Origin of the sequence: Candidatus Pelagibacter sp. (assembly GCF_052049815.1) — a bacterium.
Classification (GTDB): domain Bacteria; phylum Pseudomonadota; class Alphaproteobacteria; order Pelagibacterales; family Pelagibacteraceae; genus Pelagibacter.
Map to the genome: position 1 here is coordinate 1 of NZ_JBNGZG010000011.1, position 26,959 is coordinate 26,959.

30 protein-coding genes are annotated in these 26,959 nt (G+C 28.0%); 14 read left to right on the forward strand and 16 right to left on the reverse strand.

Annotated elements, in window-relative coordinates:
• Positions 1-381 (reverse strand): hypothetical protein (locus ACTT9D_RS03345; RefSeq protein WP_440930443.1); only part of this gene is annotated, 381 nt, incomplete at its 3' end.
• Between the two features lie 85 nt (positions 382-466).
• Between ACTT9D_RS03345 and ACTT9D_RS03350 the strand changes: the two genes are divergently transcribed.
• From ACTT9D_RS03350 to typA, 3 genes are all read left to right on the forward strand, one after another.
• Positions 467-589 carry a hypothetical protein gene (locus ACTT9D_RS03350; protein ID WP_440930444.1) on the forward strand — a complete coding sequence of 41 codons (123 nt, stop codon included), beginning with the start codon at positions 467-469 and terminating at the stop codon, positions 587-589.
• Positions 576-1,385 carry a hypothetical protein gene (locus tag ACTT9D_RS03355; protein WP_440930445.1) on the forward strand — a complete coding sequence of 270 codons (810 nt, stop codon included), beginning with the start codon at positions 576-578 and terminating at the stop codon, positions 1,383-1,385. Before ACTT9D_RS03350 ends, ACTT9D_RS03355 begins: the two co-directional genes overlap by 14 nt.
• A gap of 74 nt (positions 1,386-1,459) precedes the next feature.
• Positions 1,460-3,283 carry a translational GTPase TypA gene (gene typA, locus ACTT9D_RS03360; protein WP_440930446.1) on the forward strand — a complete coding sequence of 608 codons (1,824 nt, stop codon included), beginning with the start codon at positions 1,460-1,462 and terminating at the stop codon, positions 3,281-3,283.
• On the opposite strand, the gene yczE is transcribed toward typA, so the two are convergent.
• Positions 3,280-3,927: a membrane protein YczE gene (gene yczE / locus ACTT9D_RS03365; RefSeq protein ID WP_440930447.1), complete on the reverse strand. Its 648-nt coding sequence runs from the start codon at positions 3,925-3,927 to the stop codon at positions 3,280-3,282. The genes typA and yczE overlap by 4 nt on opposite strands.
• 48 nt (positions 3,928-3,975) lie before the next feature.
• Between yczE and ACTT9D_RS03370 the strand changes: the two genes are divergently transcribed.
• Positions 3,976-4,656: a DUF6134 family protein gene (locus ACTT9D_RS03370; RefSeq protein ID WP_440930448.1), complete on the forward strand. Its 681-nt coding sequence runs from the start codon at positions 3,976-3,978 to the stop codon at positions 4,654-4,656.
• Here ACTT9D_RS03370 and ACTT9D_RS03375 read toward each other — a convergent pair.
• From ACTT9D_RS03375 to tldD, 3 genes are read right to left on the reverse strand one after another with little or no spacing between them, the layout of a single operon-like run.
• Positions 4,649-5,629, reverse strand: a complete 981-nt coding sequence (locus tag ACTT9D_RS03375) for an NAD(P)-binding protein (protein WP_440930449.1) — start codon at positions 5,627-5,629, stop codon at positions 4,649-4,651. The two genes, ACTT9D_RS03370 and ACTT9D_RS03375, sit on opposite strands and share 8 nt — an antisense overlap.
• Positions 5,626-6,942 carry a TldD/PmbA family protein gene (locus ACTT9D_RS03380; RefSeq protein WP_440930450.1) on the reverse strand — a complete coding sequence of 439 codons (1,317 nt, stop codon included), beginning with the start codon at positions 6,940-6,942 and terminating at the stop codon, positions 5,626-5,628. The genes ACTT9D_RS03375 and ACTT9D_RS03380 overlap by 4 nt, the downstream gene beginning before the upstream one ends.
• A 2-nt stretch (positions 6,943-6,944) precedes the next feature.
• The gene (tldD, locus tag ACTT9D_RS03385; RefSeq protein ID WP_440930451.1) at positions 6,945-8,357 is read right to left on the reverse strand and encodes a metalloprotease TldD; all 1,413 of its coding nucleotides are present in this window, start codon (positions 8,355-8,357) and stop codon (positions 6,945-6,947) included.
• Between the two features lie 86 nt (positions 8,358-8,443).
• Here tldD and ACTT9D_RS03390 point away from each other — a divergent pair, with 86 nt between their 5' ends.
• Positions 8,444-8,794, forward strand: a complete 351-nt coding sequence (locus ACTT9D_RS03390) for a DCC1-like thiol-disulfide oxidoreductase family protein (protein WP_440930452.1) — start codon at positions 8,444-8,446, stop codon at positions 8,792-8,794.
• Here ACTT9D_RS03390 and ACTT9D_RS03395 read toward each other — a convergent pair.
• From ACTT9D_RS03395 to ACTT9D_RS03410, 4 genes are read right to left on the reverse strand one after another with little or no spacing between them, the layout of a single operon-like run.
• Positions 8,788-9,081, reverse strand: coding sequence for a hypothetical protein (locus ACTT9D_RS03395; RefSeq protein ID WP_440930453.1), 294 nt, complete (start codon positions 9,079-9,081; stop codon positions 8,788-8,790). The genes ACTT9D_RS03390 and ACTT9D_RS03395 overlap by 7 nt on opposite strands.
• A gap of 5 nt (positions 9,082-9,086) precedes the next feature.
• Complete coding sequence (locus tag ACTT9D_RS03400; RefSeq protein WP_440930454.1) at positions 9,087-10,292, reverse strand: hypothetical protein; 1,206 nt, start codon at positions 10,290-10,292, stop codon at positions 9,087-9,089.
• 26 nt (positions 10,293-10,318) lie between these two features.
• Positions 10,319-11,509, reverse strand: a complete 1,191-nt coding sequence (locus tag ACTT9D_RS03405) for a class I SAM-dependent methyltransferase (RefSeq protein ID WP_440930455.1) — start codon at positions 11,507-11,509, stop codon at positions 10,319-10,321.
• Position 11,510: 1 nt separating this feature from the next.
• Positions 11,511-12,395 (reverse strand): dihydrodipicolinate synthase family protein, encoded by an 885-nt coding sequence (locus ACTT9D_RS03410; protein WP_440930456.1) that lies wholly within the window; start codon positions 12,393-12,395, stop codon positions 11,511-11,513.
• 41 nt (positions 12,396-12,436) lie between these two features.
• On the opposite strand from ACTT9D_RS03410, the gene ACTT9D_RS03415 reads away from it, so the two are divergent.
• Complete coding sequence (locus tag ACTT9D_RS03415; RefSeq protein WP_440930457.1) at positions 12,437-13,366, forward strand: glycosyltransferase family 9 protein; 930 nt, start codon at positions 12,437-12,439, stop codon at positions 13,364-13,366.
• On the opposite strand, the gene ACTT9D_RS03420 is transcribed toward ACTT9D_RS03415, so the two are convergent.
• Positions 13,359-13,862, reverse strand: a complete 504-nt coding sequence (locus tag ACTT9D_RS03420; protein ID WP_440930458.1) for a J domain-containing protein — start codon at positions 13,860-13,862, stop codon at positions 13,359-13,361. The two genes, ACTT9D_RS03415 and ACTT9D_RS03420, sit on opposite strands and share 8 nt — an antisense overlap.
• Positions 13,863-13,877: 15 nt before the next feature.
• Here ACTT9D_RS03420 and ACTT9D_RS03425 point away from each other — a divergent pair, with 15 nt between their 5' ends.
• Both ACTT9D_RS03425 and ACTT9D_RS03430 read left to right on the forward strand, forming a co-directional pair.
• A complete protein-coding gene (locus ACTT9D_RS03425) occupies positions 13,878-15,953 on the forward strand; it encodes a S9 family peptidase (protein WP_440930459.1) in 2,076 nt (691 codons plus the stop codon).
• 94 nt (positions 15,954-16,047) lie between these two features.
• Positions 16,048-16,494, forward strand: coding sequence for an Hsp20 family protein (locus ACTT9D_RS03430; protein ID WP_440930460.1), 447 nt, complete (start codon positions 16,048-16,050; stop codon positions 16,492-16,494).
• A 39-nt stretch (positions 16,495-16,533) separates the two neighbouring features.
• Here the strand turns inward: ACTT9D_RS03430 and ACTT9D_RS03435 are convergent, their stop codons facing one another.
• Positions 16,534-16,830: a hypothetical protein gene (locus ACTT9D_RS03435; protein ID WP_440930461.1), complete on the reverse strand. Its 297-nt coding sequence runs from the start codon at positions 16,828-16,830 to the stop codon at positions 16,534-16,536.
• 124 nt (positions 16,831-16,954) lie between these two features.
• On the opposite strand from ACTT9D_RS03435, the gene ACTT9D_RS03440 reads away from it, so the two are divergent.
• Positions 16,955-18,265 (forward strand): NCS2 family permease, encoded by a 1,311-nt coding sequence (locus ACTT9D_RS03440; protein ID WP_440930462.1) that lies wholly within the window; start codon positions 16,955-16,957, stop codon positions 18,263-18,265.
• Positions 18,266-18,289: 24 nt separating this feature from the next.
• On the opposite strand, the gene ACTT9D_RS03445 is transcribed toward ACTT9D_RS03440, so the two are convergent.
• Complete coding sequence (locus tag ACTT9D_RS03445; protein WP_440930463.1) at positions 18,290-18,832, reverse strand: phosphoribosyltransferase; 543 nt, start codon at positions 18,830-18,832, stop codon at positions 18,290-18,292.
• Between the two features lie 27 nt (positions 18,833-18,859).
• Between ACTT9D_RS03445 and ACTT9D_RS03450 the strand changes: the two genes are divergently transcribed.
• Positions 18,860-19,147, forward strand: coding sequence for a DUF1330 domain-containing protein (locus ACTT9D_RS03450; RefSeq protein ID WP_440930464.1), 288 nt, complete (start codon positions 18,860-18,862; stop codon positions 19,145-19,147).
• Here the strand turns inward: ACTT9D_RS03450 and ACTT9D_RS03455 are convergent.
• Positions 19,144-19,779, reverse strand: coding sequence for a DNA-3-methyladenine glycosylase family protein (locus tag ACTT9D_RS03455; RefSeq protein ID WP_440930465.1), 636 nt, complete (start codon positions 19,777-19,779; stop codon positions 19,144-19,146). The genes ACTT9D_RS03450 and ACTT9D_RS03455 overlap by 4 nt on opposite strands.
• A complete protein-coding gene (locus tag ACTT9D_RS03460; protein WP_440930466.1) occupies positions 19,772-20,656 on the reverse strand; it encodes a DMT family transporter in 885 nt (294 codons plus the stop codon). The genes ACTT9D_RS03455 and ACTT9D_RS03460 overlap by 8 nt, the downstream gene beginning before the upstream one ends.
• A 35-nt stretch (positions 20,657-20,691) precedes the next feature.
• Between ACTT9D_RS03460 and msrA the strand changes: the two genes are divergently transcribed.
• From msrA to ACTT9D_RS03480, 4 genes are read left to right on the forward strand one after another with little or no spacing between them, the layout of a single operon-like run.
• Entirely contained in the window at positions 20,692-21,135 is a 444-nt protein-coding gene (gene msrA, locus ACTT9D_RS03465) for a peptide-methionine (S)-S-oxide reductase MsrA (protein WP_440930467.1), read from the forward strand.
• Positions 21,135-21,950 carry a sulfurtransferase gene (locus ACTT9D_RS03470; RefSeq protein WP_440930468.1) on the forward strand — a complete coding sequence of 272 codons (816 nt, stop codon included), beginning with the start codon at positions 21,135-21,137 and terminating at the stop codon, positions 21,948-21,950. Before msrA ends, ACTT9D_RS03470 begins: the two co-directional genes overlap by 1 nt.
• A complete protein-coding gene (locus tag ACTT9D_RS03475) occupies positions 21,950-22,819 on the forward strand; it encodes an efflux RND transporter periplasmic adaptor subunit (protein WP_440930469.1) in 870 nt (289 codons plus the stop codon). Before ACTT9D_RS03470 ends, ACTT9D_RS03475 begins: the two co-directional genes overlap by 1 nt.
• Positions 22,820-25,948 carry an efflux RND transporter permease subunit gene (locus ACTT9D_RS03480; protein WP_440930470.1) on the forward strand — a complete coding sequence of 1,043 codons (3,129 nt, stop codon included), beginning with the start codon at positions 22,820-22,822 and terminating at the stop codon, positions 25,946-25,948.
• On the opposite strand, the gene ACTT9D_RS03485 is transcribed toward ACTT9D_RS03480, so the two are convergent.
• Both ACTT9D_RS03485 and ACTT9D_RS03490 read right to left on the reverse strand, forming a co-directional pair.
• Complete coding sequence (locus ACTT9D_RS03485) at positions 25,938-26,537, reverse strand: transglycosylase SLT domain-containing protein (RefSeq protein ID WP_440930471.1); 600 nt, start codon at positions 26,535-26,537, stop codon at positions 25,938-25,940. The genes ACTT9D_RS03480 and ACTT9D_RS03485 overlap by 11 nt on opposite strands.
• Positions 26,537-26,929 (reverse strand): VanZ family protein, encoded by a 393-nt coding sequence (locus ACTT9D_RS03490; RefSeq protein ID WP_440930472.1) that lies wholly within the window; start codon positions 26,927-26,929, stop codon positions 26,537-26,539. Before ACTT9D_RS03490 ends, ACTT9D_RS03485 begins: the two co-directional genes overlap by 1 nt.
• Positions 26,930-26,959: the final 30 nt, after the last annotated feature.

The following is a 26,959-nucleotide window of genomic DNA, read 5'->3' on the forward strand; positions in this document are numbered from 1 at the left end:
TTGATATAATTTTTTATAATTTAAGGCTAATAAGTCTTGTATTGGATATCTTAAATCTTCATATTTTATTAAATCATTACATAAATTTATCGATTGTTTATAATTATCTTTATAATAACAATTGAATGCTTTTCCAAAAGTGATGTCTTTATTTGTTTCTGAGTCATAATCCTCTAATAATTTTTCTAACTTTTTAGATTGCTTGGTAACAACATAAACTTTAATTATATTACCTACTATTGACAATCTTCCTGGTGTTAATTTTAAACTTTCTAAAAATCTAATTTCAGCTGATTCATAGTCTTTATTTTCAAAAAAATTGATACCCTCAATAAACTTTTGTTTTGCTTTATTTACATCATTATTTGTATTGTTTTTCATAAATTTAACATTATCACATTATCTAATAAGTTTTCTTAATTTTCTAATATTGATTAAAAATTTACTAGAACTATATTAAATTTTTATGTCTAAAAGATACAGTGGTAAATCATTCAAAGACTCTAGTGTCAAAAAAAAACCTAAACTAACATTTAAAGAAAAAAGAAAACTGAAAAAAAATAAAAAAAAAACCAATGTTTATATCTGATAAAATTTGTTTTGTTGAATTTGGGAAGACAGGGTGCTCTTTTATTAGAGAAATTTTTTCAAAAAAAATAAAAGATGGAGTTTTAACTAAAATCCATGATCCTATAACTGATGAATTATTATTATCAGATAAAATTAAAGTTGGTTCAATAAGAAATCCTTATGATTGGTATATTTCTCTTTGGTCTTTTGGTTGTTTAATGCAGAACCGTGATCCATTATTTTCAAATTTAACTAAAAGAAAACTTAATCCAAAAAGGATAATTAATATCAAAGGAAACTATAAAGAAAAAGTTCATTTCTTATTCGATCAGTTTAGAAAAGATATTAATTTAAATAAAGAATTATATTCTGATCCATATAATACTGACAATTTTAAAAATTGGATCAAACTTTTGTTTGATAACAAAAAAAAGAATTATATTGGTGAGCATTACTCAATTTCTAATACGAGTAAGTTTATTGGCTATATGACTTTTCATTATTTAATAAGATTTACAAACAAAAATTTCCATTATGAATTATTTAATAAAAGTTTGATAAGTTATGATGATATAAAGAGATTTTACGTAAAGAATAATTATATCGATAATTTTATAGTATTTGAAAAATTAAACGAATCGTTAGTTAGTTTATTTAATTTAATTGACTTAAATGTTTCTGAAGAAGATTTGATTAAAGAAAAACCAGTAAATAAATCCAAAAGACTACCAAATATTGATGAATATTTTGATGCAGAAACAAAAGAGTTTGTAGAAAAGTACGATGCTTTAATTTTTGAAATGCATAATTATTAATTAAATAAATCAATAAAACAGTGCTTTTTTTTCTATTTTAAATCAATTTTTTTTATGTATAACGACCGTGTTTTATGAGTAACGACATTAGAAACATCACAATTATAGCTCACGTCGATCACGGAAAAACTACATTAATAGATAATTTAATGAAACAAAGTGGTTCATTTAGAGAAAATGAGATAGTTGATGAAAGATTAATGGACTCTGGTGAATTAGAAAAAGAAAGAGGAATTACCATTCTCGCAAAACCAGCTTCTATTAACTGGAAAGATTCTAGAATTAATATAATTGATACTCCAGGTCACAGAGATTTTGCTGCTGAAGTTGAGAGAGTATTGAGTATGGCTGACGGCGCATTGCTTTTAATTGATTCAGCTGAAGGTGTAATGCCTCAAACAAAGTTTGTATTATCAAAAGCTTTGAAACAAGGTTTAAAGCCAATAGTGGTAATTAATAAACTTGATAAACCTGATCAAAGAGCAAATGAAGTTTTAGATGAAACATTTGATTTATTTGTAAGCTTAGATGCAAATGAAGAACAATTAGATTTTCCAGTACTATACGCGAGTGGAAGATCTGGTTGGGCATCAAAGGAAGTTGATGGACCAAGAGAAAACTTAAAACCACTTTTAGATATGATAATAGAACATGTTCAGCCTGCTAAGTTAGATAAAACAAAACCATTTGCAATGCTATCTACTCTTCTTTATGCAGACAGTTTTTTAGGCAGAAGTTTAGTTGGAAGAATTGCTCAAGGTACAGCAAAGGCAAATCAAGCGATTAAGGCTTTAAATTTAAAAGGTGAAAAAGTTGATGAAGGCAGATTAACTAAAATTTTTAGATATGAAGGAACAAAAAAAGTACCAATAGAGGTTGGTGAAGCGGGAGATATTGTTGTAGTTGCAGGTTTAGAAAAAACAAATGTGGCTGATACAATTTGTGATTTAGAGGTAAATGAACCAATAGCTGCAACACCTATAGATCCTCCAACAATGTCTATAACCATAACTGTTAATACATCTCCATTAGCGGGAACTGAAGGCTCAAAATTAACAAGTACACAAATCAGAGACAGGTTAATTCAAGAAGCACAAAATAATGTTGGAATCACCTTTGAAGAAAATGATGGAAATGACTCTTTTATTGTAAGTGGTAGAGGAGAGTTGATGTTAGAGATTTTACTTACTCAAATGAGAAGAGAAGGTTTTGAGATGACTGTAAGTCCACCAAAGGTACTTTATAAAAAAGATGAAAATGGAAATAAATTAGAACCAATAGAAGAGATTACTATGGATTTAGATGAAGAACATTCTTCAAAAGTAATAGACTCTATGAATAGAAGAAAAGGTAAGTTAATCGAACTTAAGGACACAGGTAAAGATAAGAAAAGATTAATTTTTCATGCACCAACAAGAGGGTTGATGGGATACACAAGTAGATTTTTAACTCTTACAAAAGGTAATGGTGTAATTAACAGAATTTTTCATGAATATGGTCCATATGAGGGAGACATGGAAGGTAGAAAAAATGGAGCGTTAATTTCCATGGAACAAGGTAAAGCAGTTGCTTTTGCAATTTTTAACTTACAAGCTAGAGGTGAGATGTTTGTAACACACAACGATCCTGTCTATACTGGCATGATTGTTGGTATGCAACCTAAACCTGGTGATATGATAATAAATGTCATGAAAGGAAAAAAATTAACTAACATGAGAACTCAAGGCACAGATGAAAATGTTGTTCTTACTCCTGTTAGAAAAATGTCAATTGCAGAACAGCTAAGCATGTTGAACAGTGATGAAGCATTGGAAATTACACCTGAATCTTGTAGGTTAAGAAAAGCTATTCTGGATCCTCATGAAAGGAAAAGAAGTGAAAAAGCTTCAGCAGCTTAATTAAAAATTTTATCTACAATAAATAATCCTAAAGCAACACAAGGTCCAATTCCAAAAGCATAAATTAGAGTTCCAACTCCTACTGTTCCGCCTAAATACCAACCTACTCCAACAGCTGTAATTTCGATACAACCTCTGACTAAAGCAATGGGTAGATTTGTTTTTTTGGTTAATCCTGTCATTAAACCATCTCTTGGACCTGGGCCTAAATTTGCAGTTAGATAAAAACCACTTCCAAGACCGACTAAAAATACACCTAAGATTGCCATAAAATATTGAGAGATAAGATTACTTGGAGAACCTATTAAATGAATCGTTATATCTAACATTATAGCAATAATGATTATGTTCATAATTGTGCCTAGACCAGGTTTTTGTTTTAAGAAAAACCATAATGATAGGACCCCAACACTAATAAAAAATGTAGCTATACCAATAGAAAAACCTGTAATAATTGATACACCTTCTGCCAAAACTGTCCAAGGCGAATTTCCTGTAGTTGAAACTACTAACAATGCCTCACCAAAACCAAATAACATCAAACCGAAACATAAATATGAAAAAGTTGAAGCTTTAGGTTTAAAATTAAATGTTTCTCTCGAACTCCAATCAACTACTGGAATTTTTTTAATAGATAAAAACATTTTTGCTTGATACTTTAAATTTTTTTTTTATTAAAGCTTAATCTTATCATGAAAAAAATAACCTTTATTTTATTGTTTTTTTTAATCTCAACTAATTCATTTTCTCACATGGGTCACTATAAGAACTTTAATAATATTAAAATGGAAATTTTAAGAAATGGGGAAGTAATTGGATATAATTTTTATTTTTTTAAAAGAGATGGAAATAATACCACTGTAACAAATCAAATTAAATTTACTGTAAAGTTATTTGGTGCAACAGTTTTTGAAGTGGAAGGTTATGGCGAGGAAAAATATAATAAAGATCAACTCATCTCTTATGAATCTAAAACTAGACAAAACAAAAAAAATAAATTTGTTGATCTAAAGTATAATAAGCAAAATAATCAATTTGAAGTGAAAGGTTCTTCTTATACTGGTCTAGCTAATAATGATAATATAATTGGAAATTGGTGGAGTCATAAAATACTTCAAGCAAGCTCTCAGATCAGTCCAATATCAGGAAGTATTAAAGAACAAGTTGTAACATTCCTTGGTAAGGAGACAATAACACTTTATGGTAAATCATATGAAGTTGAGCATTTTAAACTTCAATCAAAAGACATGAGTATACCTGAAGATAAGAGATTAGATTTTGATATCTGGTATGATAAAGAAAATTCAATTATTAGAAAAGTAACTTATTCAAGAATGGGTGAATGGGAGTATAGAGTAAAAGAATTTAATTAGATTTTTTTATTTTCTCAAAAAGATCATTAGCACTAATCCAGCCCGACTCTAATCTAGAACCAACAAACCAGTCTCCACATAATCCAATTTTTATTTTTTTATCCCAATAGCTTTTAATTTTAAGTGGTTTTGGATTGTAAGAATACTTCCATCCATGATTTAAAATATTATTTAATTTTTCTTTATTAGTATTTGTTAATTCAAAAAATCTATTTATTAAAATATTTGAGTTTATTGAATTCATCTTTTTATTTTTATTTATTTTTTTGTTTGCCCATTTGCTTGTGCTCTGTAAGGTCCAATGATTAAATCTGCTTTTAAATCTATTTTTACTGTTCTCTAATGCAGCCCAGCCCAATATAGGATCATCAAAAAAATAACTGCTAATTTTTTCAATATTTTTTTTTAATGTAAACATTACGGTTATATTTGCATTCATTTTTACTTTCTTTTTAAGAATACTTTTATCTTTTAAATATTTGATAGTTAGTTTTTTTACCTGAGGGTGAGGACAAGTTAAGATTAAATTTTTACAATTTATTTTTTTGTTATTTATAAATTCTAACTCCCAATAAAAATCTTTTCTTTTTATTTTTTTTAGTTCACTCTCAAAATTGCAATTAATATCTTTAATTAAATACTTGCTGATATCATTATTGCCATTTGTTCCTATTATCTTTTGATGTTTTTTATTTTCTTTTATTTTATTATTTAAAAAAAGATGGTTTCCACCCCACTTTTTTAAAACTCTTAATTTAATTAATTTATTAATGAATTTTTTAAATTTAAGTGTTTTCGGAGAGATGTATTGCACTCCATGATCATAGCCAATTTTCTTATCAAATCTTTTAAATGAAGATCTTCCACCTGGTCCTCTTGCCTTATCATAAATAGCAACTTGATTTTTTTTTTTTAATAAGTTTGCAATTGTGGAGCCAGATATACCTGAGCCAATTATACAATAATCAATCATTTACCAGCAACAACCATTCCCTCTATCATCATTGTTGGAGAATTTGTTGCATATTCAAACTCTAAATCATTAGCAAGTGTAAGATTTTTAAACATATCTTTCAAATTGCCTGCAATTGTAATTTCGTTTACTGGCTCTTTTAAAATTCCATTTTCAACTAAATAACCTGCAGCACCAACAGAGTAATCGCCAGTAATTAAATTTGTACCATGACCAATAGTTTCAGTAATATAAATAGCTTTAGATGAAGAATTTAAAAGATCATCATAACTTTTATTTCCTCTGTCAAAATATAAATTTGTAGAACCTCCTGCTCTACCATTAGATTTGATATTTAATTTTTTGCCATTGTATGTATCAACTAAATAACTTTTTAAAATTCCTTTATCTACTAAACATAGTTCATTTGAATGAACACCTTCTCCATCAAAAAGCTGAGATCCTAAACCTTTTTTGATATCAGGCTTATCAATTATTTTAATTTCTTTTGAAAAAATCTCTGAACCAATTTTATCCTTCAAAAACGATGTACCTCTTGCAATTGAAGATGAAGAGATTGCTCCTGCAAATGCACTTAATATTCCTTTTGCTATTCTTTTATCAAAAATTAGATTTAACTTTTCACTACCGATTTTTTTTGGGCTAAGTTTTTTTATTGTTCTGTCTGTTGCTAATTTTGCTAGTTCTTCTGGTTTCTTAATTTCATCTAAGTGGCACTTACTTGTATATTCATAATCCCTTTCCATTCCCCCATTATCTTTAGCAACAACCACGCAAGATGAAGAGAATGAAGAAGATTTATGTCCACCACTAAATCCGTCACTGTTAATAAAGATAAAATTAGATTTATTCTGTGAAAATCCAGACTCTGTATTTATTACTTTTTTTTCCTCAAAAACCTTTTCCTCTAATTCTTTAAGATATTGAATTTTTTTATCATTCTCAAAACTTGTATCATCATAAAGTTCTAAATCTAAATTATCTTTAGAATAAAGATCTTTATCCGGTAGAGAATTAAACTCATCCTCAGGTGTTAATTTTGTAGTTTCTACACACCTTTCAATAAGTGTTTTGAGATTTTCATTTAATAAATTTGAAGATGCTATTGAAGATTTTTTTTTATTTATATAAGTTGTAATACTTGCAACTAAACTATCTGAACGATTAGACTCATCTAAAATTTTATTTCTAAAGCTTACTGTTTCATCGATAGAATTTGAAACCAAAACTTCACAATCTGTTGCACCAAATTTTTTTGCTAAATCCAAACATTGAGAAGCTTTATCCTCTAAAAAATTTTGATCTTTAACCATAATTAAAGTTGTGTTCCACCAACAGTCATTTGATCAATTAATATTGAAGGTTGAGCTACACCTACAGGGACTCCTTGTCCTGCTTTTCCACAAGTTCCTATACCTGGATCTAACATCATATCATTACCAACCATTGAAACTTTTCTTAAAATTGATGGCCCATCACCAATCAAAGTTGCACCTTTAATTGGTGAACCAATTTTCCCATCAACAATTTCATATGCTTCAGTACAATTAAATACAAATTTTCCAGAAGTGATATCAACTTGACCTCCACCAAAACTGACTGCAAATATTCCTTTCTTTACAGAAGATATCATTTCATCCTGAGTATTCTTACCACTCAACATCATGGTATTTCTCATTCTTGGAAGAACAACATGTTTGTAACTTTCTCTTCTACCGCTTCCTGTAGATTTGGTGTTCATCAGTCTAGCATTCAAACGATCTTGCATATAATTTTTTAATATTCCGTTTTCAATTAAAACAGTTTTTTCTGTTGGTGTTCCTTCATCATCTATTGTCAAACTGCCTCTCCTATTATCAATTGTTCCATCATCTACAATTGTAACTCCTTCGCTTGCAACTTTTTCTCCCATTAAATTATGAAAGGCAGATGTTTTTTTTCTATTAAAATCTCCTTCTAATCCATGACCAATTGCTTCGTGAATAAGGATTGCAGGCCATCCTGGTCCCAAAACAACAGGCATTTCTCCAGCAGGTGCAGGCTTACTTTCTAAATTTACCGAGGCAATTCTTAAAGCTTCATCACAAACATTTTTCCAATTATTATCTTTTAAATAAGTATCATATGACTGTCTGCCACCAATGCCATATACGCCAGATTCTTTTCTTCCATTTTTCTCCAACATAACAGAAACATTGAACCTTATTAAAGGTCTAACATCATTTAGGGTTTCACCACCTGCTCTTATGATTTCTATTGATTTTTGTTCACCACTAAAACTTGCTGTTACTTGTTTGGTGTTAGGATTTTTTGATCTTATATAGTTATTAACATTATTTAAAATTTCTATTTTTGAATTTAAATCTTTTTGCTCTATGGGATTAATATCTTCATAAAATTTCTTGTTAGTTTTTGGTATTGAATGGTTATAGGTTCCCTTAATTGATTTAAGGGTGGCTTTTAAATTATCAGAAGATTTTTTTAGAGAATCTTTAGATATTTCATTAGAATGAGAATAAGCAACTACCTCTCCTGAAATTGCCCTAAAACCAAATCCTAGATCTGTTGCATAACTAGAACTTTTTATTTTATTATCGTCTAACAAAATTGACTCTGCTTTTGAATCCTCTAAATAAAGTTCACCATCATCACATGAGTTCAAAGTTTCTGATACAATTTCATCAGCAATATTTTTTGAAATATCTGTGTTTTTGAAGAAGTTTGACATATCTGGTATGTAGTTAATTACATTAATAATTCAACTAATAGATTTAACTCACTTGTAAGTTTTAATAAGAATATTATCTTAAAACTATGAAGGTATATTTCAATAATTCCTGTAAAATCTGTAAAGCTGAAATTGATCTCTATAAAAAAGAAGAATGTAGTGAAATTGATTGGGTGGATATCACAAATAACAAAGTTGCATCTAAAGAAACTAATAAATCTGATAAAGATCTTTTAAGAAGACTGCATGTAAAAGAAGGTAATAAGATAATTGGTGGTGCAGAAGCTTTTTTAATACTGTGGAGTAAAATGCCAAAGTATAGATTTTTATATAAATTTTTTAAACTTCCAATAATTTTTCCAATTTTTAATCTACTTTATGAATTTGTTGCTTTCTTTTTGTATTTAAAAAATAAAAAACAATTAAAAAATTATTGAAAAAAAAATATCAATACTTCACTTAAAAACCACATAGAAATAAAAAACATTATGAAGAAAACAATGTACATATAAGTAACTACTTTATTCCTTTTTCTTCTTAGCCTTACAAAATCTTTATCATCTAGATCAGAGATATCTCTTTCTCCAATTACGTGATAATCGTAACTCCATCTCCAAAGAGAGTCACCTAATCTATCATCTAATTTATTAAAATAATCGATCCAGGCAAAAATATATTTAATGATAAAAAATAAAATTAATAATGTAATAAAACTTGCAAACATTAATTTTAATTTTCAGATTTTGATCTCATTCTACCAATTAATTGTGTTAAAGAATCTACCATCATGTCAGAGGCTTTAAAAATTTCATTATTTTTGTATTCATGGGAAAGATTTTTTTCTGGATTAGTTTTGTCTTCAATTACTATCCCCTCATCTGGAGAATTGTTTTTTATATAAATAAGTAATAACCATTCATCATCTGAAGACTCGTCCCATCTGATAAATATCTCACCAGTTTCAAACCTTCTATCTATACAACGTAAAATTGACATATGTCTGGTAATGTGTCGCTTATTCAATTGAAAAACCAAACTACTTGCACTCCTATAAAAGCTTTCAAGTGCAAACTCAACTTTTTGTCTTGCTAATGTAAATTCTTTTTCTTTTTGTAATAAAGTTTCTCTATCTTCATCTCCAATTAATTTTACTCCTAAAGCCTCTACTCTTTCTCTAATTTTCTGATCTCTAATTATCCTGTATTTTTCTTTTAATTTATCTATTCTTTGTTGGAGTTCTGCATAATCTTCTCTCTCTTCTTTAAGTGAAATTCTCTCGAGATTTTCAAGCTCCTTAATCTCTCTAATTCTAAATTTTTCAATTTGCTTATCTAATTTTAATTTTTGTAAAAATTGTTTTTGTTTTTCTGCCTGCTCAATTCTTATTAGAGCTTGTTCTTTCCTTAAAAATGCTTTGATATCTCTTGCTCTTTCTTTTTCTAATTTTATTTCATCTTTAATTGCTTGTTTTTTAAGTTTTAATTCTAATGTTGCTTGCTCTTTTTTTCTTTTTTCATCTTCTTTTTTTAAATCTTCTTCTCTTTTTATCTCTTCTAATTGTATTCGTCTTTTCTCATCAGCCCTTAAAGTTTTATAATTTGTAATTGTTGATTCAATTTTATCAAAAAAAGATTGAATATACTTTTCAATATTTATTGAAAAATTGAAATTAAAATTTGGTTTTAATGCAAATTGAAGTCTAACAATTTTTGATACAAAAGTTTCTTTTGGTTTTATTTTAATTTTTCTTAAACTTTTCTTGAAATTTTTAGATTTATTTTTTCTGAAACTTTTGGGTTTCTTTTTTGAAATTTTTTTACTTCTTTTAATTTTCTTTACTTTTTTTATTAGAGGTTTTTTTTTGAAATTTCTTCCCTTTTTAGAGATTTTCCCTTTTTTACGTGATTTTTTATTTTTCTTTTTAGATTTTTTCATAAAGAGATTTGATATTTATCAAGTATTTATTGGTAAATATAGTCTCTTGTGGCTGGAGTTGAAGTATAATTTTTTGTTAATTGAAATTGATAAACAACCTGGTCACCCCATTTAAATGCCATTTCACAACCTGCAAGATAAAACTCCCACATTCTAAAAAACTTTTCATCAAACATTTTAATAATTTTCTCTTTGTTTTTTAAACAATTCAATTTCCAATTTTTTAGAGTGTAAGAATAGTGAAGTTTCAACACCTCAATATCAGAAACTACTAAACCTGCTTTTTCAACAGGTTTTGTAACCTCACTTAAACTAGGCGTATATCCTCCTGGGAATATATATTTTGTAATCCAAGGATGAGGATCTCTAGGTGGCATTACAGATCCAATTGTGTGAATTAAAGAAACTCCATCGTCTTTTAACAATCTTTCAACCTGTTTAAAAAATTTTTTATAAAATTTTCTTCCAACATGTTCAAACATTCCTACACTTACAATTCTATCAAACTTCTCATTTAATTCTCTATAATCGATTAATTTAAATTTTACTTGATTATCGAGATTTAATTCTTTTGCTTTTTGGGTAGCGTATTTGAGTTGGTTTTCAGATAATGTTATACCAGTGACTTCACAATCAGTTTTTCTTGCGATTTCGAGAGCCAAACCTCCCCAACCACATCCAATATCTAAAACTTTTTGATCTCTTTTAATATTTAATTTTTTAATTATATGTTGAATTTTATTATTTTGAGCAGTTTCTAAATCATCATTTTCGTTTTTAAAATATGCACAAGAATATTGTCTTTTAGGGTCTAAAAATAAATCATATAAATCATCAGAAATATCATAATGATGTGAGACATTCATTTTTGATTTTTTTATAAAATTAAAATTTGTTAAATAACGATATGATCCTCTCAATCTATTCGTTAAATAACTGATGTAATTAAATTCATTTCTTCCAATATTCATCAAAGCAATATCTAAAAATTCAGTTACATCTGAATTTTCAATTTGAAGAGTTCCATCTGTGTAAGCTTCACCAAAATATAAATCTGGATTAATTAATAATTTGTAATGTAATTTTTTATCTAATAACTTAATTGTAATTGGTTCTCTTTTTTTTGGTTCACCAATAATATATTTCTTTTTATCTACATCGATTAATATAAACCCATCTTTTTTAAAAATTTTATTTAGAAATCTTGCAAGCAACATTTTATGCAACTGATTTTAAAGTTAATTGAAAATCTAATTTTTTCAAATTTTGAATTAAATCTTTTTTGTCTCCTTCCTTAAGTAAAGATAACGGAGGTAAAATATTTTCTAATAATTTATCAGACTGACTTAGATAAGCATGAAGCCCCTTAATGGTATTATATTTATCAAACAATTTTCTTATATTATGTAATTTTTCATTAACTGTTTGTTCTTTTTTTGAAAGGAAATCATCATAAACCTTTCTTGATAAAGAAGCTGAAACATTTGCATTTGCAGTTATTATTCCTGCATAACCAAATTTAAGACCTTCTAATAAATTAAGCTCTGTTCCTGAAAAATAAGAAAAATTATCAATTTTAATTTTTTTGAATAAATTTCCTGTAGTGTCTTTGATGCCAACTATTTGATCAGGAAATTCTTTTTTAAGGTCTTTTACTAAATTTTCATTAAATTTGAAACCACAAAGAGCTTCGAAATTATACAAAATTATTTTTGATGTTGGAACTGATTCAATTATTTTTTCGTAAAACTTTTTTACCCCTAATTCATCATAAGAATAAAATGCGGGTGGCATTACTAAAAAATTATTAAAGTTTAAAGAACAAGAAGTTTTCATAAAATTGATTATTTCAATTAATGAATTCAATCCTGTTCCTATTATGAATTGGTCACTATATTTGCTTTTTGATAATTGATTAATCAGACTAATTTTTTCCGAGACAGAAATATATTGTGCCTGACCAGTGCTGCCAAACATCACAACTCCATGACATCCTTCATTAATAATCTTTTCAGAATGTTCAATTGTTTTTTCAATATTTAAACTTAAATCATCATTAAATACTGAAATAGTTGCAGCAAATATTCCTCTTAATTCTGTCATAGTAATTTATATATAATAATTATAATAAATATTTCATTAGTATGAAAACAGGAATTTTTCTCAGCTATAAAGGGATTGGGGCTAATTTGCTTCATTTAAGCTATTGCCATCAAATTGCAGAAAGGTTTGGTCCTGTTACAATTATAACCCTATGTTCTAAATTAGATAAAATTTTAAAGACAGATCCTAAAATTAAAGAAGTTATATATTTAGATAAGTATCACAAAAAATTTTTGGATATTTTAAATCTCTCAGCTTTTTTCAATAATTTAAAATTGGATAATATTTTTATTTTTTATCCAAGCGTAAGATATTTTCTTGCATGTAAAATTTCTGGTATAAAAAATATTTATCAATATCCCTTATTTAAGAAGAAAAACTTGCACTTAGTAAAAACAGCTAAGAGATTTACTGAAAAAATATTGAAAATAGAAAATTGTCCTACTGAAACAAAATTCAATGTGGATGAGAAAAAGCTTAAAAATTATAAAATTGAAAATAAAAAGATAATTATTCTTGGTATTGGTTCATCAGGACCTACAACAAAGTGGGGTTATAAAAATTATCTATCTCTTATAAAAAAATTTGAAAATTTAGGATCTAAATTTCATTATTTTTTATTATGTGGTCCAGATGAAAGTGATGCTGCTGATGAAATTATAAAAGAACTAAATATTCCCAATTGTAAATCTTTGGCCAATGAGAATATTTCAGAAGTAATTTATTATATTTCATCAAGTACTTTATTTATTGGCAATGACTCTTTTGGTCATCATATAGCTTCACAAAGAAAAATTCCAAGTTTTATAATTATGCTTGATACACCTGAGGCTTATACAAGCTATAGTAAATTTCAAAATAGAATTATTCCTCAAAATATCTCTATTGATAAAATTACTCATGATACAAGATTAGATCCCAATTTAATAAGTGTAGATGATGTATTTAAATCTGTTAAACAATTTATTTAATATCTCTTAATACAATTTCTTTAGCTTCATTAACAATCGATGATAACCTTGAGGTTTCAGGAGATACATCTGGGTGTATTTTTTTTTGAATTTTTATATAAGCTTTATTAACGTCTTCATTGGTAATTTTTTTATTCTTATCTAAGTTAAGAATTTTATAAGCTTCGGCAACAGACATGGTTGTATTATTTGTTGCATTTGCTTGACCAAAGTTAAATCTACCAGAGCTTCTCAAAGTTTGAATAAGTCTAAATAATGAAAATAATTGAAATAAAGATAAACCTTTTAACTTCATTAAACCCAAACTAATTAGTGTTAAAGGTAAAGATAATAAAAACTTTCCTCCAATAGCAAATAAGATAGCTAAAATTACTGATCCAAAAATAATTAGGATCCTGAGACTTTTTGATATTTTTTTTGGCGAAATATTAGTTAGAAATTTGAGAATAAAATAGAATAACGTCAAAATTACTACTGTATAAATTGCTATATTCATGTATCTCGTTTCAAAATGAAAATACCATATCTTAAAAAAAAACCAGAATTAAAATCATGTCATAATGTTACATGGGAAGATAATTATAGCTGGATACATCAAGAAAATATTTTGGAAGTTTTAAAAGATAAAAATAAACTTGATCCAGAAGTTAAAGAATATCTAGAAAATGAAAATATTTATGCAGACCATCATCTTAAAGATACAAAAGATTTACAAAAAACTTTATTTAATGAAATTAAAGGACGAATTAAATTAGATGATGAGTCTCTTCCATATAGAGATCATACGTATGAATATTGGACTAAAACTACTACAAAAGGAAATTACTCCATTAAATTGAGAAAAAAAATTGACTCTTCAATTGATGAAGAAATTTGGAATGGTGATCAGGAAAAAGAAAAATTAGGTGTTGAATATTTTGGTGTTGGTGATTTAGAAGTTAGCTTTAATGATAAATATCTGGGTTATTCATTAGATACAAAAGGATCAGAATACTATTCAATATTTATAAGAGATATTCAAAGTAAAAAAATAATTTCTCCAGAAATTAAAGATACTTCTGGAAGTATTACTTTTAGCTTAAATGACAAATATATTTTTTATTCAAAACTAGACGATAACCATAGAGCAAGAACTATATATCGACATAAACTTGGAACTAAAGTTGAAGAAGATGAGTTAATTTTCAATGAAAAAAGTGATGCTTTTACTGTAAGTATAAGTTTAAGTTCAGATGAGAAATATTTTTTTATCTCTACATCAGACCATAACACATCTGAGCAATATTATTTTAAGTCAGATGAAGAAAAACCAAAACCCAAACTTATCAAAGAGAGAAAAAAAGGCGTTTTATATTCTGTAAATTCCTGGGATAATAAATTTTATAATCATACAAATGAGAATGCAGAAGATTTTAAAGTTGAAATTTCAAATAGTCTAGAAAAGCAAAAGTGGACAGACTTTATTCCACCTAAAGAAGAGGTCTTAATTGGAGGATGTACTTTTTTAAATAATTGGATTTTAAGATCAGAAACATCAAATGCATTAGATAAAATCTTCGTAAAAAACATTAAAACAGGTTTAGAAGAAGAGCTGATTTTTTCAGAAGAAACTGTAACTGTTCCTGGAGTATCTTTAATGCAGAGAGATAAAAATACAGATACTGTATATTTGAGCTATTCTTCACCAAAAACACCTTCGAGAGTTTATAAATACAATCTTCAAACTAAAGAAAAATCTCTTGTCAAGGAACAAGAAATTCCATCAGGTCATAATCCTGATGATTATGTGGTTGAAAGGATTGATTACAAATCTCATGATGGAAGATTGGTTCCTCTAACAATTACAAGACATAAAAATACAAAATTAGATGGTTCGGCTAATTTACTATTATATGGATATGGATCTTATGGAAGTTCTATGAACCCAATATTTTCATCTACTAGACTTAGTTTGATTAATAGAAATATTATTTGGGCCACTGCGCATATTAGGGGAGGTATGGAAAAAGGTATGAAGTGGTGGAAAGAAGGTAAACTTTTAAATAAAAAAAATACGTTTGAAGATTATATCTACGCTGCAAAATATTTAATTGAAAAAAAATATACTTCTAAAAAAAAAATTATTGGAATGGGTGGTTCTGCTGGTGGTTTATTGATGGGAGCAGTTGTTAATAGTGCTCCTGAATTATTTTTAGGAATAATAATGGCTGTTCCTTTTGTAGATTCATTAACTACAAATCTAGATCATTCATTACCACTTACGATCGGTGAATTTGATGAATTTGGAAATGCTAAAGATATTAAAGAACATTTTGATTATATTTATTCTTACGCACCTTATAACAATATAAAAAAAATGGATTACCCACATATTTTAATTACAACAAGCTTAAGTGATAATAGAGTATTGTTCGATGAGCCTGCAAAATTTACTGCAAAATTAAGAGACTATAAAACTGATAATAATTTATTACTTTTAAAAACAGAAATGAATGCTGGTCATGGTGGTAAATCTGGTAGAGATGGAGCTATAGAAGAAATCGCAGTTGATTATGCATTTGCCTTAAAAATTTCAAATAAGATATAACACTATTGAAATAGAAAGTTTCGTACCTATATAAGTTCAGTAAGTCGCCTAATGGGGCTTACCAAATAAACTTGCTTAATAAAAGGAGGAAACTATGACAAGTAAGGATCTATCTATATTTAACTCACTAAGGCCATTTTCAATTGGATTCGACGATATGTTTGATCAATTTGAAAATATGTTAGGCAATGGAAGTTTGACAATGCAATCAAACTACCCGCCTTATAACATCAGAAGAACTGGAAAAGACAACTATGCTATAGAAGTTGCTTTAGCTGGTTTTAATAAAAATGATGTTGAAGTTGAGTTTGAGGATAATTTGTTAACTGTTAGAACAAAACAAGTTAATAAATCTGAAGATAAAACTGTGGATGGGGAAATAATTCATAAAGGAATATCTCAAAGACAATTTGCAAGATCGTTTACAATTGCTGATGATGTAAAAGTAAATGGTGCAGAGCTTAAAGATGGTCTTTTAACTATTTCTTGTGAAAGAATTGTACCTGAACATAAAAAGAAAAAACTTATAGAAATAAAGTAAATAACCTTACTTGCGGAGATTTAATCTCCGCAAGTTTGATCAAAAACATCCCTTCGAAATAAAACCGATTACAATCTCATTTCCATCAACCTCAAATTTTCGTTCGCAAGGTATCCCATACTTTCTAGTTTTATAAATCATTACTTTATTTCCACTTTCATTTAAGAAATCTTCATCTGAAATACCTAACTCTGATTTTAAATTTGAAACAGGCTTGCCAATAAATGTACTTAGCTTTTCATTTTCTTTTTTTACAATTTCGTCTGTTTTTTCTTTAACTGTTTGACATCCAATTAAAAAATTAAAGATTAAAAAAAATAAAATAAACTTGTTCATAACATATAAATATCATTAAAATTTATGCATAATATAAACTTGTGAGTTGAATTATGTGAATAAATTTTAGTTTTAATAAGTAATTTAATAAAGAATCACTTATTTATGAATTTTAGGAGGAAAAATGCTTGATAATTATTTTAATTATAAAAAACACAAAACTGATTTTAAAACAGAAGTAATTGCAGGAACTACTACATTCTTAACAATGGCCTATATTATGTTTTTAAATCCGTTTATCTTGTCAGGTGAATTTGCGGGACCAGAAAAAGGATTTTTTGATTTTGGTGCAGTTTATACAGCAACTATCTTAGCTACTGCTCTTGCTTGTTTCATTATGGCATTCTATGGAAAAACTTGGCCAATTGGTTTAGCGCCAGGAATGGGAATAAATGCTTTTGTTGCTTTTGGGGTATGTGCCGGAATGGGATACACTCCTCAAGAAGCATTAGGCGCTGTATTAGTGGCAGGAGTATTATTCTTAATCATTTCGCTTACACCAATAAGAGCATGGTTAATCAATTCTATACCAAGAAGTTTAAAATTAGGAATAGGTGCTGGAATTGGATTATTTTTAGCAATTATCGGATTACAAATAATGGAAGTTGTAGTTGATGATCCTGTAACTTTAGTAAAACTTGGAAATTTAGGTGATCCAATAGTTCTACTTGGTTGTGCAACATTTATTGCAATAATCGTTTTAGAAAAAATGAATGTTAAAGGAAATATTATTATTGGTATATTGGCTTTTAGTATCATTGCATGGGCATCAGGCCTTGCTAAGTTTAATGGTTTAGTGAGCTCGCCTCCACCAATGACATATTTGTTTGAGTTTGATTTATCAGCTGCAATGACTGCTGGTATGTCGACAGTTATATTTACTTTATTGTTTATCGATTTTTTTGATACAGCTGGAACTTTAACTTCTGTAGCAAATGTAGCTGGTAAAGTTGATAAACAAGGAAAAGTCCAAGATATTAATAAAGCAATGTTATCTGACAGTGTAGGTACTGTTGCTGGAGCAATGATGGGTACTACTACAGTAACTAGTTATGTTGAGTCGGGAGCTGGTGTAAAAGCTGGTGGAAAAACTGGTATGACCTCGCTAGTTATTGGTTTGTTATTTTTAGCATGTATATTTTTTGCTCCATTAGCAACAAGTTTACCAAAACAAATTGACGGTGCTGCTTTATTGTTTGTTTCAGTTTTATTTGTAAGAAATATTACAGATATAGAATGGAATGATATTGCAGAGTCTGCACCAGCAATTCTTGCGATGATAGCAATGCCTTTAACTTATAGTATCAGTAATGGTATAGCTTTAGCTTTTGTTTCTTATGCATTAATCAAATTATTTACAGGGAAGTTTTCTTCAACTTCTCCAGCAATTTGGGTAATTGCAATTTTAAGTTTGATAAGCTTTATCGTAGGCTAAATTTTTTCAGGGCTGGTTTTTTTACTAGCCCTGATTATTTTTTTTAATTATATCCTCAATATTTAATTCTTCATAATGTTCAGTGGGTTGAACAATCCAAGGATCTGAATCTAATTTTACTGGACAAAAATCAGGTTCAAAAGTCGAAGATTTTTTCTTCCATAAACAAGCTGTTTTTATTTCTTGAATATAATTTTTTGTAGGTTCGTAATTTTTCAACCATTCAATACTTTTGTTTAAAGTTAAACCTGTGTCAGATAAATCATCAATTAATAATACTTTTTTAAAATCATCTTCTTTAGCTAATGAGCTTATTTCCCTCGCAAACATTAGCTCTCCTTGTTTATCTTCCATGCCATCACCTGAATAACTTTGTATAACAATATAAGCTATTGGTAATTTTAATATTCGAGATAAAATATCTAATATAGGTGCTGCACCTCTCATAATGCCTACTAGAACAGTAGGTTTAAATTTTTTATGTATTTCTATCGCAAGTTTTTCTACTATTTTATTGTAATCTTCAAAAGAAATAATTAATTTTTCAGCCATAAAATTTAATATCATAATAATCTATTTTTAAAAGGAGAATTAATGAAAGGTTACGTTGTTTGCGTTTATGAAAAAATAAATGATCAAGAAATATTAAAAAAATATGCTGTGAAAGCCAAAGATGCAGTTGATAAATTCAAGGGTAAATTTTTGGTTAGAGGTGGAAATAAAGTAACAACTGAGGGAAAAGAATTTATAAGAACAGTTGTAATAGAATTTGAATCATTTGAGATGACAAAAAAATTTTTTTACTCAGAGGAATATCAAGCAGCACATGCAATCCTTGGAGATAGCGTGATTAGAAACCATCAAATTATCGAAGGTGCTTAATATTGTATTGGCTCAGGATCAATACTTCTCCATAGATACCAGGTAGCAACTGAGCAAAAAGGGGTAAATCTTTTGTTTAACAAATTTACAAACTTTTCTGGTGGAAGATATTTTTTGTTATAATTTTTTGAAATAGCTCTTAGCAAGCCTATGTCTTGAATCGGCCAAATATTAGGTCTATTAAAAGTGAATAACAATATCATTTCAGCTGACCATCTGCCTATTTGTCTTAATTGTGATAAATACTCTATTGCTTCTTCATCATTCATTTTTGCAATTAATTTTGGATTAAAAGATTTTTCAATCATTTGCTTGGATAAACTTTTTATACCCAATATTTTTTGTCTACTTAAACCACATTTTCGAAGTTGAGTATTAGTTAATTTAGATATCACTTTTGGATTTATTTTTCCTTTGCAAGTTTTTTTAAATTTTAAAAAAACTGAATTTGCTGCAGCAACACTAATCTGCTGACCGATAATACTTTTACAAAGTGAAAAAAATACATCTTTTCGAGATGTCAAAACTACCTCAGAAGGGGATTTATAAGATTTAATCAATTTTCCCATAACCCTATCTTTTTTTGAAAGATATTTTTTAGCTTCTGTCCAATACTTTGGTTTTTTAGTCATTTAAAGTTTTAGATGAAATAGTTTTTTTTTTGTAAATTTCTCTTCGAAAAATGATCAATGTAGAAATAATAACTAAAGCTGCACCAAATAAACTCTTAATTGTTGGTATTTCATTCCAAATTAAATATCCAAAAATTATAGCAAAAACTAAGGCTAAATATTTTAAAGGTGTAACAAGAGATACTTCAGAATATTTGTATGACTGACTTAACCATAAGTTAGCAACTCCACCAAAAATTCCAATCATTGCTAAAATCATGAAATCTTTTATTGAAGGCATAATCCAACCTAATGGCAAAGAAAATAAGCTCAAGAGTGTAATTGAAATAGAAAAATATAATGAAATTAACCAGACAGGTTCAGTAGTTGATAATTTTCTAATTGTAATAGCAACATAAGATAATCCAATACAAAAAATTATAGGAAAAATATAAAAAATATTTAAAGAGGAAATGCCAGGCTCAGTTATAATTAATATACCTATAAATCCTACAATCACAGCAAGCCACCTATAAACTCCCACTCTTTCATTGAGTAAAAAAATAGAAAAAATTGTTGTAAATATTGGAGCAGCAAAAGAAATACTGACCACAGTGGCTAGTGGTAAACTTCTTAAAGCAATAAAAATTGCAACTAACGCAATCAAACCAGAAAATGATCTTAGAAAATGTAATCCTGCTCTTTTCGTGTAATAAAAGTTATGCAATCTTTCTTTTGGAATGATTAAAAAATAAAATAACACACCGAAAAATCCTCTAAAGAATAAAACTTGACCTAAAGGATAATGCTCAGACCATTTCACAATTAAATCCATTATTGAAAATGCACAAATGGACATAAACATGTATAAAAATCCTAATTGATTTTTAGTGAGCATAATAATAACTTGTAATTCAATTTAAGGTTTAATCAATGGAAATAGCAGTTTTAGCACTTGGTTGTTTTTGGGGTCCTGAAAAAAAATTTAGTCAGATAGATGGGATAACTAAAACAGAAGTTGGATATTGTGGTGGAAATAATTCAACAACCAATTACAGAGAAGTTTGTAGTGGATCAACAGGTCATGCAGAAGTAGTAAAACTAGAATATGATCCAAATAAAATTGAATACAAAAATATATTAGAAATTTTTTTTGATATTCATGACCCCACAACTTTAAATTCGCAAGGACCTGACTTTGGTACACAATATAGAAGTGAGATATTTTACAACAATGACGAGCAAAAAAAAATTGCACAAGAAGTTTTAGAGAAAGTAAACAATCAATTAAATGGAAAAGTCGTAACAAAAATTTCAAAGGTTAGTAATTATTGTAAAGCAGAAGAGTATCATCAAAATTATTTAGATAAAAACTAATGCCTCTGGTTACAACAACCTACTTACAAGAAAATCAAAATAGATTAAAAATTATTGACTGCTCATGGCACATGCCAAATGTAAATAGAAATCCTGAAAACGAATATAAACTAGAACATATTCCTAATAGTATCTTTTTTGACTTAGATAAAAATTCAAGAACAGATATTGATTTGCCACATATGTTAGTGGATTCAAAAACATGGGAAAATATAATTTCAAATTTAGGAATTAATAATAATGATGAGATTGTTATTTATGATAATTCGGATGTGATAAGTTCATGCAGATGTTGGTACAACTTTATATATTATGGACATAATATTAATTTGGTTAATGTTTTAGATGGTGGATTAAAAAAATGGATATTAGAAAATAAAGAAATTACGTCAGAGTTAACTAAAATAACTAAAACTAATTATAAGGCTACATCCCGAACAGATTTAGTAAAAGATAAAAAACAAATTGATGATAACATTGCTCAAAATAAATTCTCTGTGATTGATGCTAGAAGCAAAGATAGGTTTGAAGGAAAAGTAAGTGAGCCTAGACCTGGATTAAGAAATGGTTCAATTCCTAACTCTCAATGTATACCATTTAACCAAGTATTAAATGAAGATAAAACCTTTAAGAACAAATCTGATTTAAAACAACTATTTAATTCTAATTTAAATGATTTAAAAAATAATAATGTAGTATTTTCTTGTGGTTCAGGCGTAACAGCTTGTGTTTTGGCTTTTGCATATTATCTAATAAATGATACATATGAGCCCAAAATATACGACGGCTCTTGGGCTGAATACGGAAGAATTTAATGAAAAGAAAAAATAAAATAATTTTAACAGTATTTACATTTTTTTTAATAATCGCAATCGTGATCATTGGCAGAACCATGATTGGTAATCATTTCAAAAAGAAATTCAGTAAAAGACCTCCTCCAGGAATTATTGTTACTGAGGTAACAAATAAACAATTTTATGAAAGCATTGATACATTTGGGACTGCTGTATCAAATAAAACTAAATCATTTAGAATTAAAAAAAATGAACTTCAAGGTGAATTAAAATTAAATAGTTTTATTAAAAAAGGAGAAACTATTGTTAAATTAAATGACAGAAATATTATTGCACCATTCGATGGTGTTTTGGGTTACACGGGTTTAACTGAAGACATTCTTGTTTCTGATAGTACAATTATTATTACCTTAGATGATAATTCTATAATTTATTCTGATATTAAAATTCCTGAAAATTATTCAGCCTTGATTAAAAAAGATTTACCAATTGAGGCAAGAGTATCTAGCTACAAAGATAAAGTTTTTAATGGAACTATAGATTTTGTTTCAAGTAGAATTAACGCTGATACTAGAAGCTTGTTATCAAGAGTTAGAATTGAAAATAGAGATTTAAGTTTAATGTCTGGTTCACTTTTGGAGGTAAATGTTAAAGTAAATTCAAGAGATGGCTTAAGTATTCCTGATACCAGTATAATAATGGAAGGTGAAAAATCTTATGTTTATAAAATTTCTAAAGAAAATGTTGCAGAAAAAACTGAAGTTAAAATCGGAGCTAGAAAAAGTGGTGATGTAGAAATTTTATCTGGATTAAATGTTGGGGATATAGTTGCAGCAGAAGGTCTTAAAAAAATAAGACCAATGGGTAAAATTAAACCTATTAATAAATAAATGTATATAACTGAATTAAGTATAAAGAGACCTACAGTATCATGGGTAATGTCTTTAATACTAATAATCTTTGGATTATTTGTATTTTGGAAACTGCCTGTAAGAGAATTACCTGACGGTATTCAGCCACCTGTTGTTCAAATACAAGTGGATTATAAGTCAGCAGCTTCAGATATAGTTGATCAAGAAGTGACTCAAGTTATTGAGGACGTTATTGGTGGAGCAGAAGGAATTAAAAATATCGACTCCAAATCAGAAAATGGAAGAAGTACAATTAATGTAGAATTTGATACCAGCATTGATCTTGATAATGCTGCAAACGATATCAGGGAAAGAGTTGCAAGAGTAGTAGACAATCTACCATCAGAGTCAGACCCACCTCAAATCCTTAAAAGAGCAGCAGGGTTTACCACTACAATGTGGCTTGCATTATCATCCAAAACTTGGACTGATCTAGAACTTGGGGATTATGCTGAAAGATTTTTAGTTGATACTTTTTCAAGTGTTAAAAACGTGGGTAGAATTAGAGTTGGTGGTTTGCGAGAATTAAGTATTAGAGTATGGGTTGATCCAATAAAATTAGCTGCGAATAATCTTACAATTCAAGAGTTTGAAAACGCATTAAGAAAAGAAAATATTAGATTGCCAGCTGGAACATTAGAAGCTGCAAATATAGACTTAACATTAAATTTGGATAAATCTTATAATGACATAGATACGATTAAACAACTACCAATCAAAAAAACACAAAATAAAATTGTTTTACTCTCGGATATTGCAAATGTGGAATTTGGACCTGTTTCTGAAAAAACATTATTTAAAGCTCAAACTAAAGATCAACTTAACTTAAAAACAGTTGGTATTGGTATTTATGCTAGAAGTGGTGCATCTACCGTTGAACTTTCTGATCAAATTAAAGAAAAAATTAAAGAAGTAAAAAAATCATTACCTAGAGACCTAAACTTAGAAATAGCATTTAATAGAGCTAACTATGTGGAAGCTGCTATTGAAGAGGTATATAAAACACTAATAATAGCTTTCATTTTAGTAGTAATAATAATTTATTTATTTTTAGGTAATTTAAAAGCTGTGATTGTGCCGGCAATTGCTTTACCAGTAAGTTTAGTTGCTTCATTCCTCGGTTTATATTTATTTGGTCTTTCAATTAATATCTTTGTATTATTAAGTTTTATACTCGCCATAGGAATTATTACTGATGACTCAGTTATCATGACTGATGCGATCTATAGAAGAATAGAGAATGGAGAAACCCCACTAGTAGCTGCCTACAAAGGATCTAAACAAATTTCATTTGCAATTATAGCAACAACTTTAATATTAATAGCTGTCTTTTTACCATTAATATTTATAGATGGAATTTCAGGCTCTCTATTTAGAGAAACAGCTATCGCATTATCATTTTCAATAGTCATATCTTCATTTGTAGCTTTAACTCTATCACCAATGTTAGCTAGTAAATTTTTAAATAAGCGAACTGATAAAAATGTTTTTTTGAAAAAATTTGAAAAAATTTTTCAAGCATGTGCAAATTTTTACAGAGATACTCTTGATATCTTATTGAATAAAACAAGAATAGTTTCTCTATTTATAATTTTTATTGTTTTTGTATCTATAGGATTATTTTCATTTGCTAAAAAAGAGCTTTTACCATTAGAAGATAGAGGCGCCTATTTAGTTATTGGATTTACTGATGAAGGTAGCTCTTTTGAATATACACAAGAAAAAGCACAAGAAGTTGAAAAAAGATTAATACCTCTCCTTCAAGCAGAAGATAGCCCATATTCAAGATTTATAATGAGAGTTCCAGGTTTTGGTAGTTCTGCAAATTCTTACAATAGCTTTATTATCATTGCTTTATTGGATGATTGGAAAAATAGAAGCAAAAATTCACAAACTGTAATGAGGCAAGCTATTGGAAAAATAGTAACTGTTCCTCAAGCAGTGGCATTTCCAATTTCACCTCAGTCTATACGTGTATCTAATTATAATAAACCAGTACAAATGGTTATCTATGGATCAACTTACGACGAACTAGAAAATATTCAAAATTTGGTGATAAGAAAATTAAGATCCAACAAAAATCTCTCAAGAATTGAATCTGATTACAATCGAAATAAACCTGAAGTAAAACTAATTATTAATAAAAATAAAGCAAAGGATCTCGGAATATCTACTCAATCAATTGGAAAAACTCTTGAAACATTATATGGCGGAAAAAGAGTTACAACGTTTAATCGACTAGGAAAAGAGTATCCGATAATCATTCAACAATACCTAGCAGATAGAAGAGACAAAGATGGTATATCAAAAATTTTTGTTAGATCAGAAACGAATGGTAAATTAATTTCACTTGCTAACTTAGTTAATTTTAAACAAGAAGGTGCCGCCAAAGAGCTAGCTCGATACAACAGACAACGAGCAGTGACAATTTCTGCTAATATTAATGAAAACTACACACTTACTGAAGCAATTAACTACTTTGAAAATGTTATGGCTGAAGTTGCACCTCAAAACCAAATCACATGGAAAGGTAAATCAGAGGAGGTGAAAGAGACTAGCAATGAATTATTTTTAATATTTGCTCTAGCACTTTTAACAGCATATTTAGTAATGGCTGCAACTTTTAATTCATTCATTCATCCATTTATTATTGTATTGACAGTTCCGTTAGCAATATTTGGTGGCTTAATATTTATTCTATTTTTAAATAGCTCAATAAATATTTTTTCACAAATCGCTCTAATTATACTTATAGGTATCTCAACAAAAAACAGCATCTTAATTGTTGATTATGCAAATCAAATAAGAACAACAGGAAAAAATATTGAAACAGCTGTCAAAGATGCTTGTAGTGTAAGATTTAGACCAATAATAATGACATCATTAAGTACTATGATTGCAATGATTCCATTGGTAATTGGAAATATAGGTCCCGGTGCAGGTGAAGGTTCTAGGTTAGCAGTAGGTTCTACAATACTTGGTGGTATGATTATTTCGACTTTCTTCACATTATATATAACACCAACAATGTATTTAGCTTTAGCTAAAAATACAAAAAGAATAGATGCTGTTGATTTAGAATTAAAAAATCAATTATCTAAAAAATAATATATTTATTTCTGCTTAACTTATTAGAGCATTTAATAAGTTGTTTTTGGTAAATTTTTGACTGTTTCTCCACTTTTTTTGCAAGACCAATTACTCTTTTATTTTTTTTGTAATGTTTGTAATTACCCCAACCTTCATGGTAAGCCAAATACTGTTTAAACGCATCTTTTTTTGAAATTTTTAATATTTGAGAAGATTTGGTTGTGTACCAACCAATAAAATCAACGCTGTCTTTAAACAAAATTCTTGAAGCTAATTTATTTCCTGTTTCATCTTTATACTGTTTCCAAGTACCCTTAACGGCTTGTGAGTATCCAAGTGAGCTAGAAGGTCTTTTATAGGGAATAACTTTAAAAATTTTTTGCCTCTCAGGTCTAGCAAGCCAATCAAAATCTGACTCCATCTTAATAATCGCTAATTGAATATGTATTGGTGTGCCCCATTTTTTTTCAGTTTTTTTTGCAAACTTATACCAAAGATATTTTTCATTAAAAATTCTACATCCATCTTTTGTGTTTGATGGTATAGATGAACAGCCAACAACGACAAAAAATAAAAGCGGGATAATAAATCTCAATTTTTTTAACATTAGATTTTTTTTCTATTTAAAATATGAAAAATATTTTTCATTAAATAAATAATCAAAACGCCTATTATATTTCCAAATAAATCTGAAAATTCAAATCCTCTATTAGGAATTATGAGATGTAATAATTCAAATATAATTGAAATTGAAAAAAGATATAAAAATAATTCTTTTATTTTATGATTAAATGAAAAAACTCCAAGTATAGTTAACAAAATAAAAGCATATACATGATTAGTTGAAACTATAATATCACTTGTGATTTGAGGTTGTTTATACATGTTGTCATAAAGTATCCATCCTAAAATACTTCCAGGGAATAAGTATAAACCTGCCAAGATAATATTTGCAAAATAGAACAGTAAACGAATGATAGAAATTATTTTATTTTTCATTACAAATCACTTACTCATCTATATATAATA

Bases quoted from the DNA above. Each gene is read 5' to 3' on its own strand.
- ACTT9D_RS03455 (WP_440930465.1), bottom strand. From the start codon at position 19,779: ATGACTAAAAAACCAAAGTATTGGACAGAAGCTAAAAAATATCTTTCA.
- ACTT9D_RS03435 (WP_440930461.1), bottom strand. From the start codon at position 16,830: ATGAACAAGTTTATTTTATTTTTTTTAATCTTTAATTTTTTAATTGGA.
- ACTT9D_RS03415 (WP_440930457.1), top strand. From the start codon at position 12,437: ATGAAAACAGGAATTTTTCTCAGCTATAAAGGGATTGGGGCTAATTTG.
- ACTT9D_RS03485 (WP_440930471.1), bottom strand. From the start codon at position 26,537: ATGTTAAAAAAATTGAGATTTATTATCCCGCTTTTATTTTTTGTCGTT.
- ACTT9D_RS03380 (WP_440930450.1), bottom strand. From the start codon at position 6,942: ATGGTTAAAGATCAAAATTTTTTAGAGGATAAAGCTTCTCAATGTTTG.
- ACTT9D_RS03390 (WP_440930452.1), top strand. From the start codon at position 8,444: ATGAAGGTATATTTCAATAATTCCTGTAAAATCTGTAAAGCTGAAATT.
- ACTT9D_RS03410 (WP_440930456.1), bottom strand. From the start codon at position 12,395: ATGACAGAATTAAGAGGAATATTTGCTGCAACTATTTCAGTATTTAAT.
- ACTT9D_RS03450 (WP_440930464.1), top strand. From the start codon at position 18,860: ATGAAAGGTTACGTTGTTTGCGTTTATGAAAAAATAAATGATCAAGAA.
- ACTT9D_RS03395 (WP_440930453.1), bottom strand. From the start codon at position 9,081: ATGTTTGCAAGTTTTATTACATTATTAATTTTATTTTTTATCATTAAA.
- msrA (WP_440930467.1), top strand. From the start codon at position 20,692: ATGGAAATAGCAGTTTTAGCACTTGGTTGTTTTTGGGGTCCTGAAAAA.
- ACTT9D_RS03355 (WP_440930445.1), top strand. From the start codon at position 576: ATGTTTATATCTGATAAAATTTGTTTTGTTGAATTTGGGAAGACAGGG.
- ACTT9D_RS03475 (WP_440930469.1), top strand. From the start codon at position 21,950: ATGAAAAGAAAAAATAAAATAATTTTAACAGTATTTACATTTTTTTTA.
- ACTT9D_RS03430 (WP_440930460.1), top strand. From the start codon at position 16,048: ATGACAAGTAAGGATCTATCTATATTTAACTCACTAAGGCCATTTTCA.
- ACTT9D_RS03375 (WP_440930449.1), bottom strand. From the start codon at position 5,629: ATGATTGATTATTGTATAATTGGCTCAGGTATATCTGGCTCCACAATT.
- ACTT9D_RS03400 (WP_440930454.1), bottom strand. From the start codon at position 10,292: ATGAAAAAATCTAAAAAGAAAAATAAAAAATCACGTAAAAAAGGGAAA.
- ACTT9D_RS03405 (WP_440930455.1), bottom strand. From the start codon at position 11,509: ATGTTGCTTGCAAGATTTCTAAATAAAATTTTTAAAAAAGATGGGTTT.
- ACTT9D_RS03470 (WP_440930468.1), top strand. From the start codon at position 21,135: ATGCCTCTGGTTACAACAACCTACTTACAAGAAAATCAAAATAGATTA.
- tldD (WP_440930451.1), bottom strand. From the start codon at position 8,357: ATGTCAAACTTCTTCAAAAACACAGATATTTCAAAAAATATTGCTGAT.
- ACTT9D_RS03490 (WP_440930472.1), bottom strand. From the start codon at position 26,929: ATGAAAAATAAAATAATTTCTATCATTCGTTTACTGTTCTATTTTGCA.
- ACTT9D_RS03370 (WP_440930448.1), top strand. From the start codon at position 3,976: ATGAAAAAAATAACCTTTATTTTATTGTTTTTTTTAATCTCAACTAAT.
- ACTT9D_RS03350 (WP_440930444.1), top strand. From the start codon at position 467: ATGTCTAAAAGATACAGTGGTAAATCATTCAAAGACTCTAGTGTCAAA.
- yczE (WP_440930447.1), bottom strand. From the start codon at position 3,927: ATGTTTTTATCTATTAAAAAAATTCCAGTAGTTGATTGGAGTTCGAGA.
- ACTT9D_RS03425 (WP_440930459.1), top strand. From the start codon at position 13,878: ATGAAAATACCATATCTTAAAAAAAAACCAGAATTAAAATCATGTCAT.
- ACTT9D_RS03480 (WP_440930470.1), top strand. From the start codon at position 22,820: ATGTATATAACTGAATTAAGTATAAAGAGACCTACAGTATCATGGGTA.
- typA (WP_440930446.1), top strand. From the start codon at position 1,460: ATGAGTAACGACATTAGAAACATCACAATTATAGCTCACGTCGATCAC.
- ACTT9D_RS03440 (WP_440930462.1), top strand. From the start codon at position 16,955: ATGCTTGATAATTATTTTAATTATAAAAAACACAAAACTGATTTTAAA.
- ACTT9D_RS03445 (WP_440930463.1), bottom strand. From the start codon at position 18,832: ATGATATTAAATTTTATGGCTGAAAAATTAATTATTTCTTTTGAAGAT.
- ACTT9D_RS03460 (WP_440930466.1), bottom strand. From the start codon at position 20,656: ATGCTCACTAAAAATCAATTAGGATTTTTATACATGTTTATGTCCATT.
- ACTT9D_RS03420 (WP_440930458.1), bottom strand. From the start codon at position 13,862: ATGAATATAGCAATTTATACAGTAGTAATTTTGACGTTATTCTATTTT.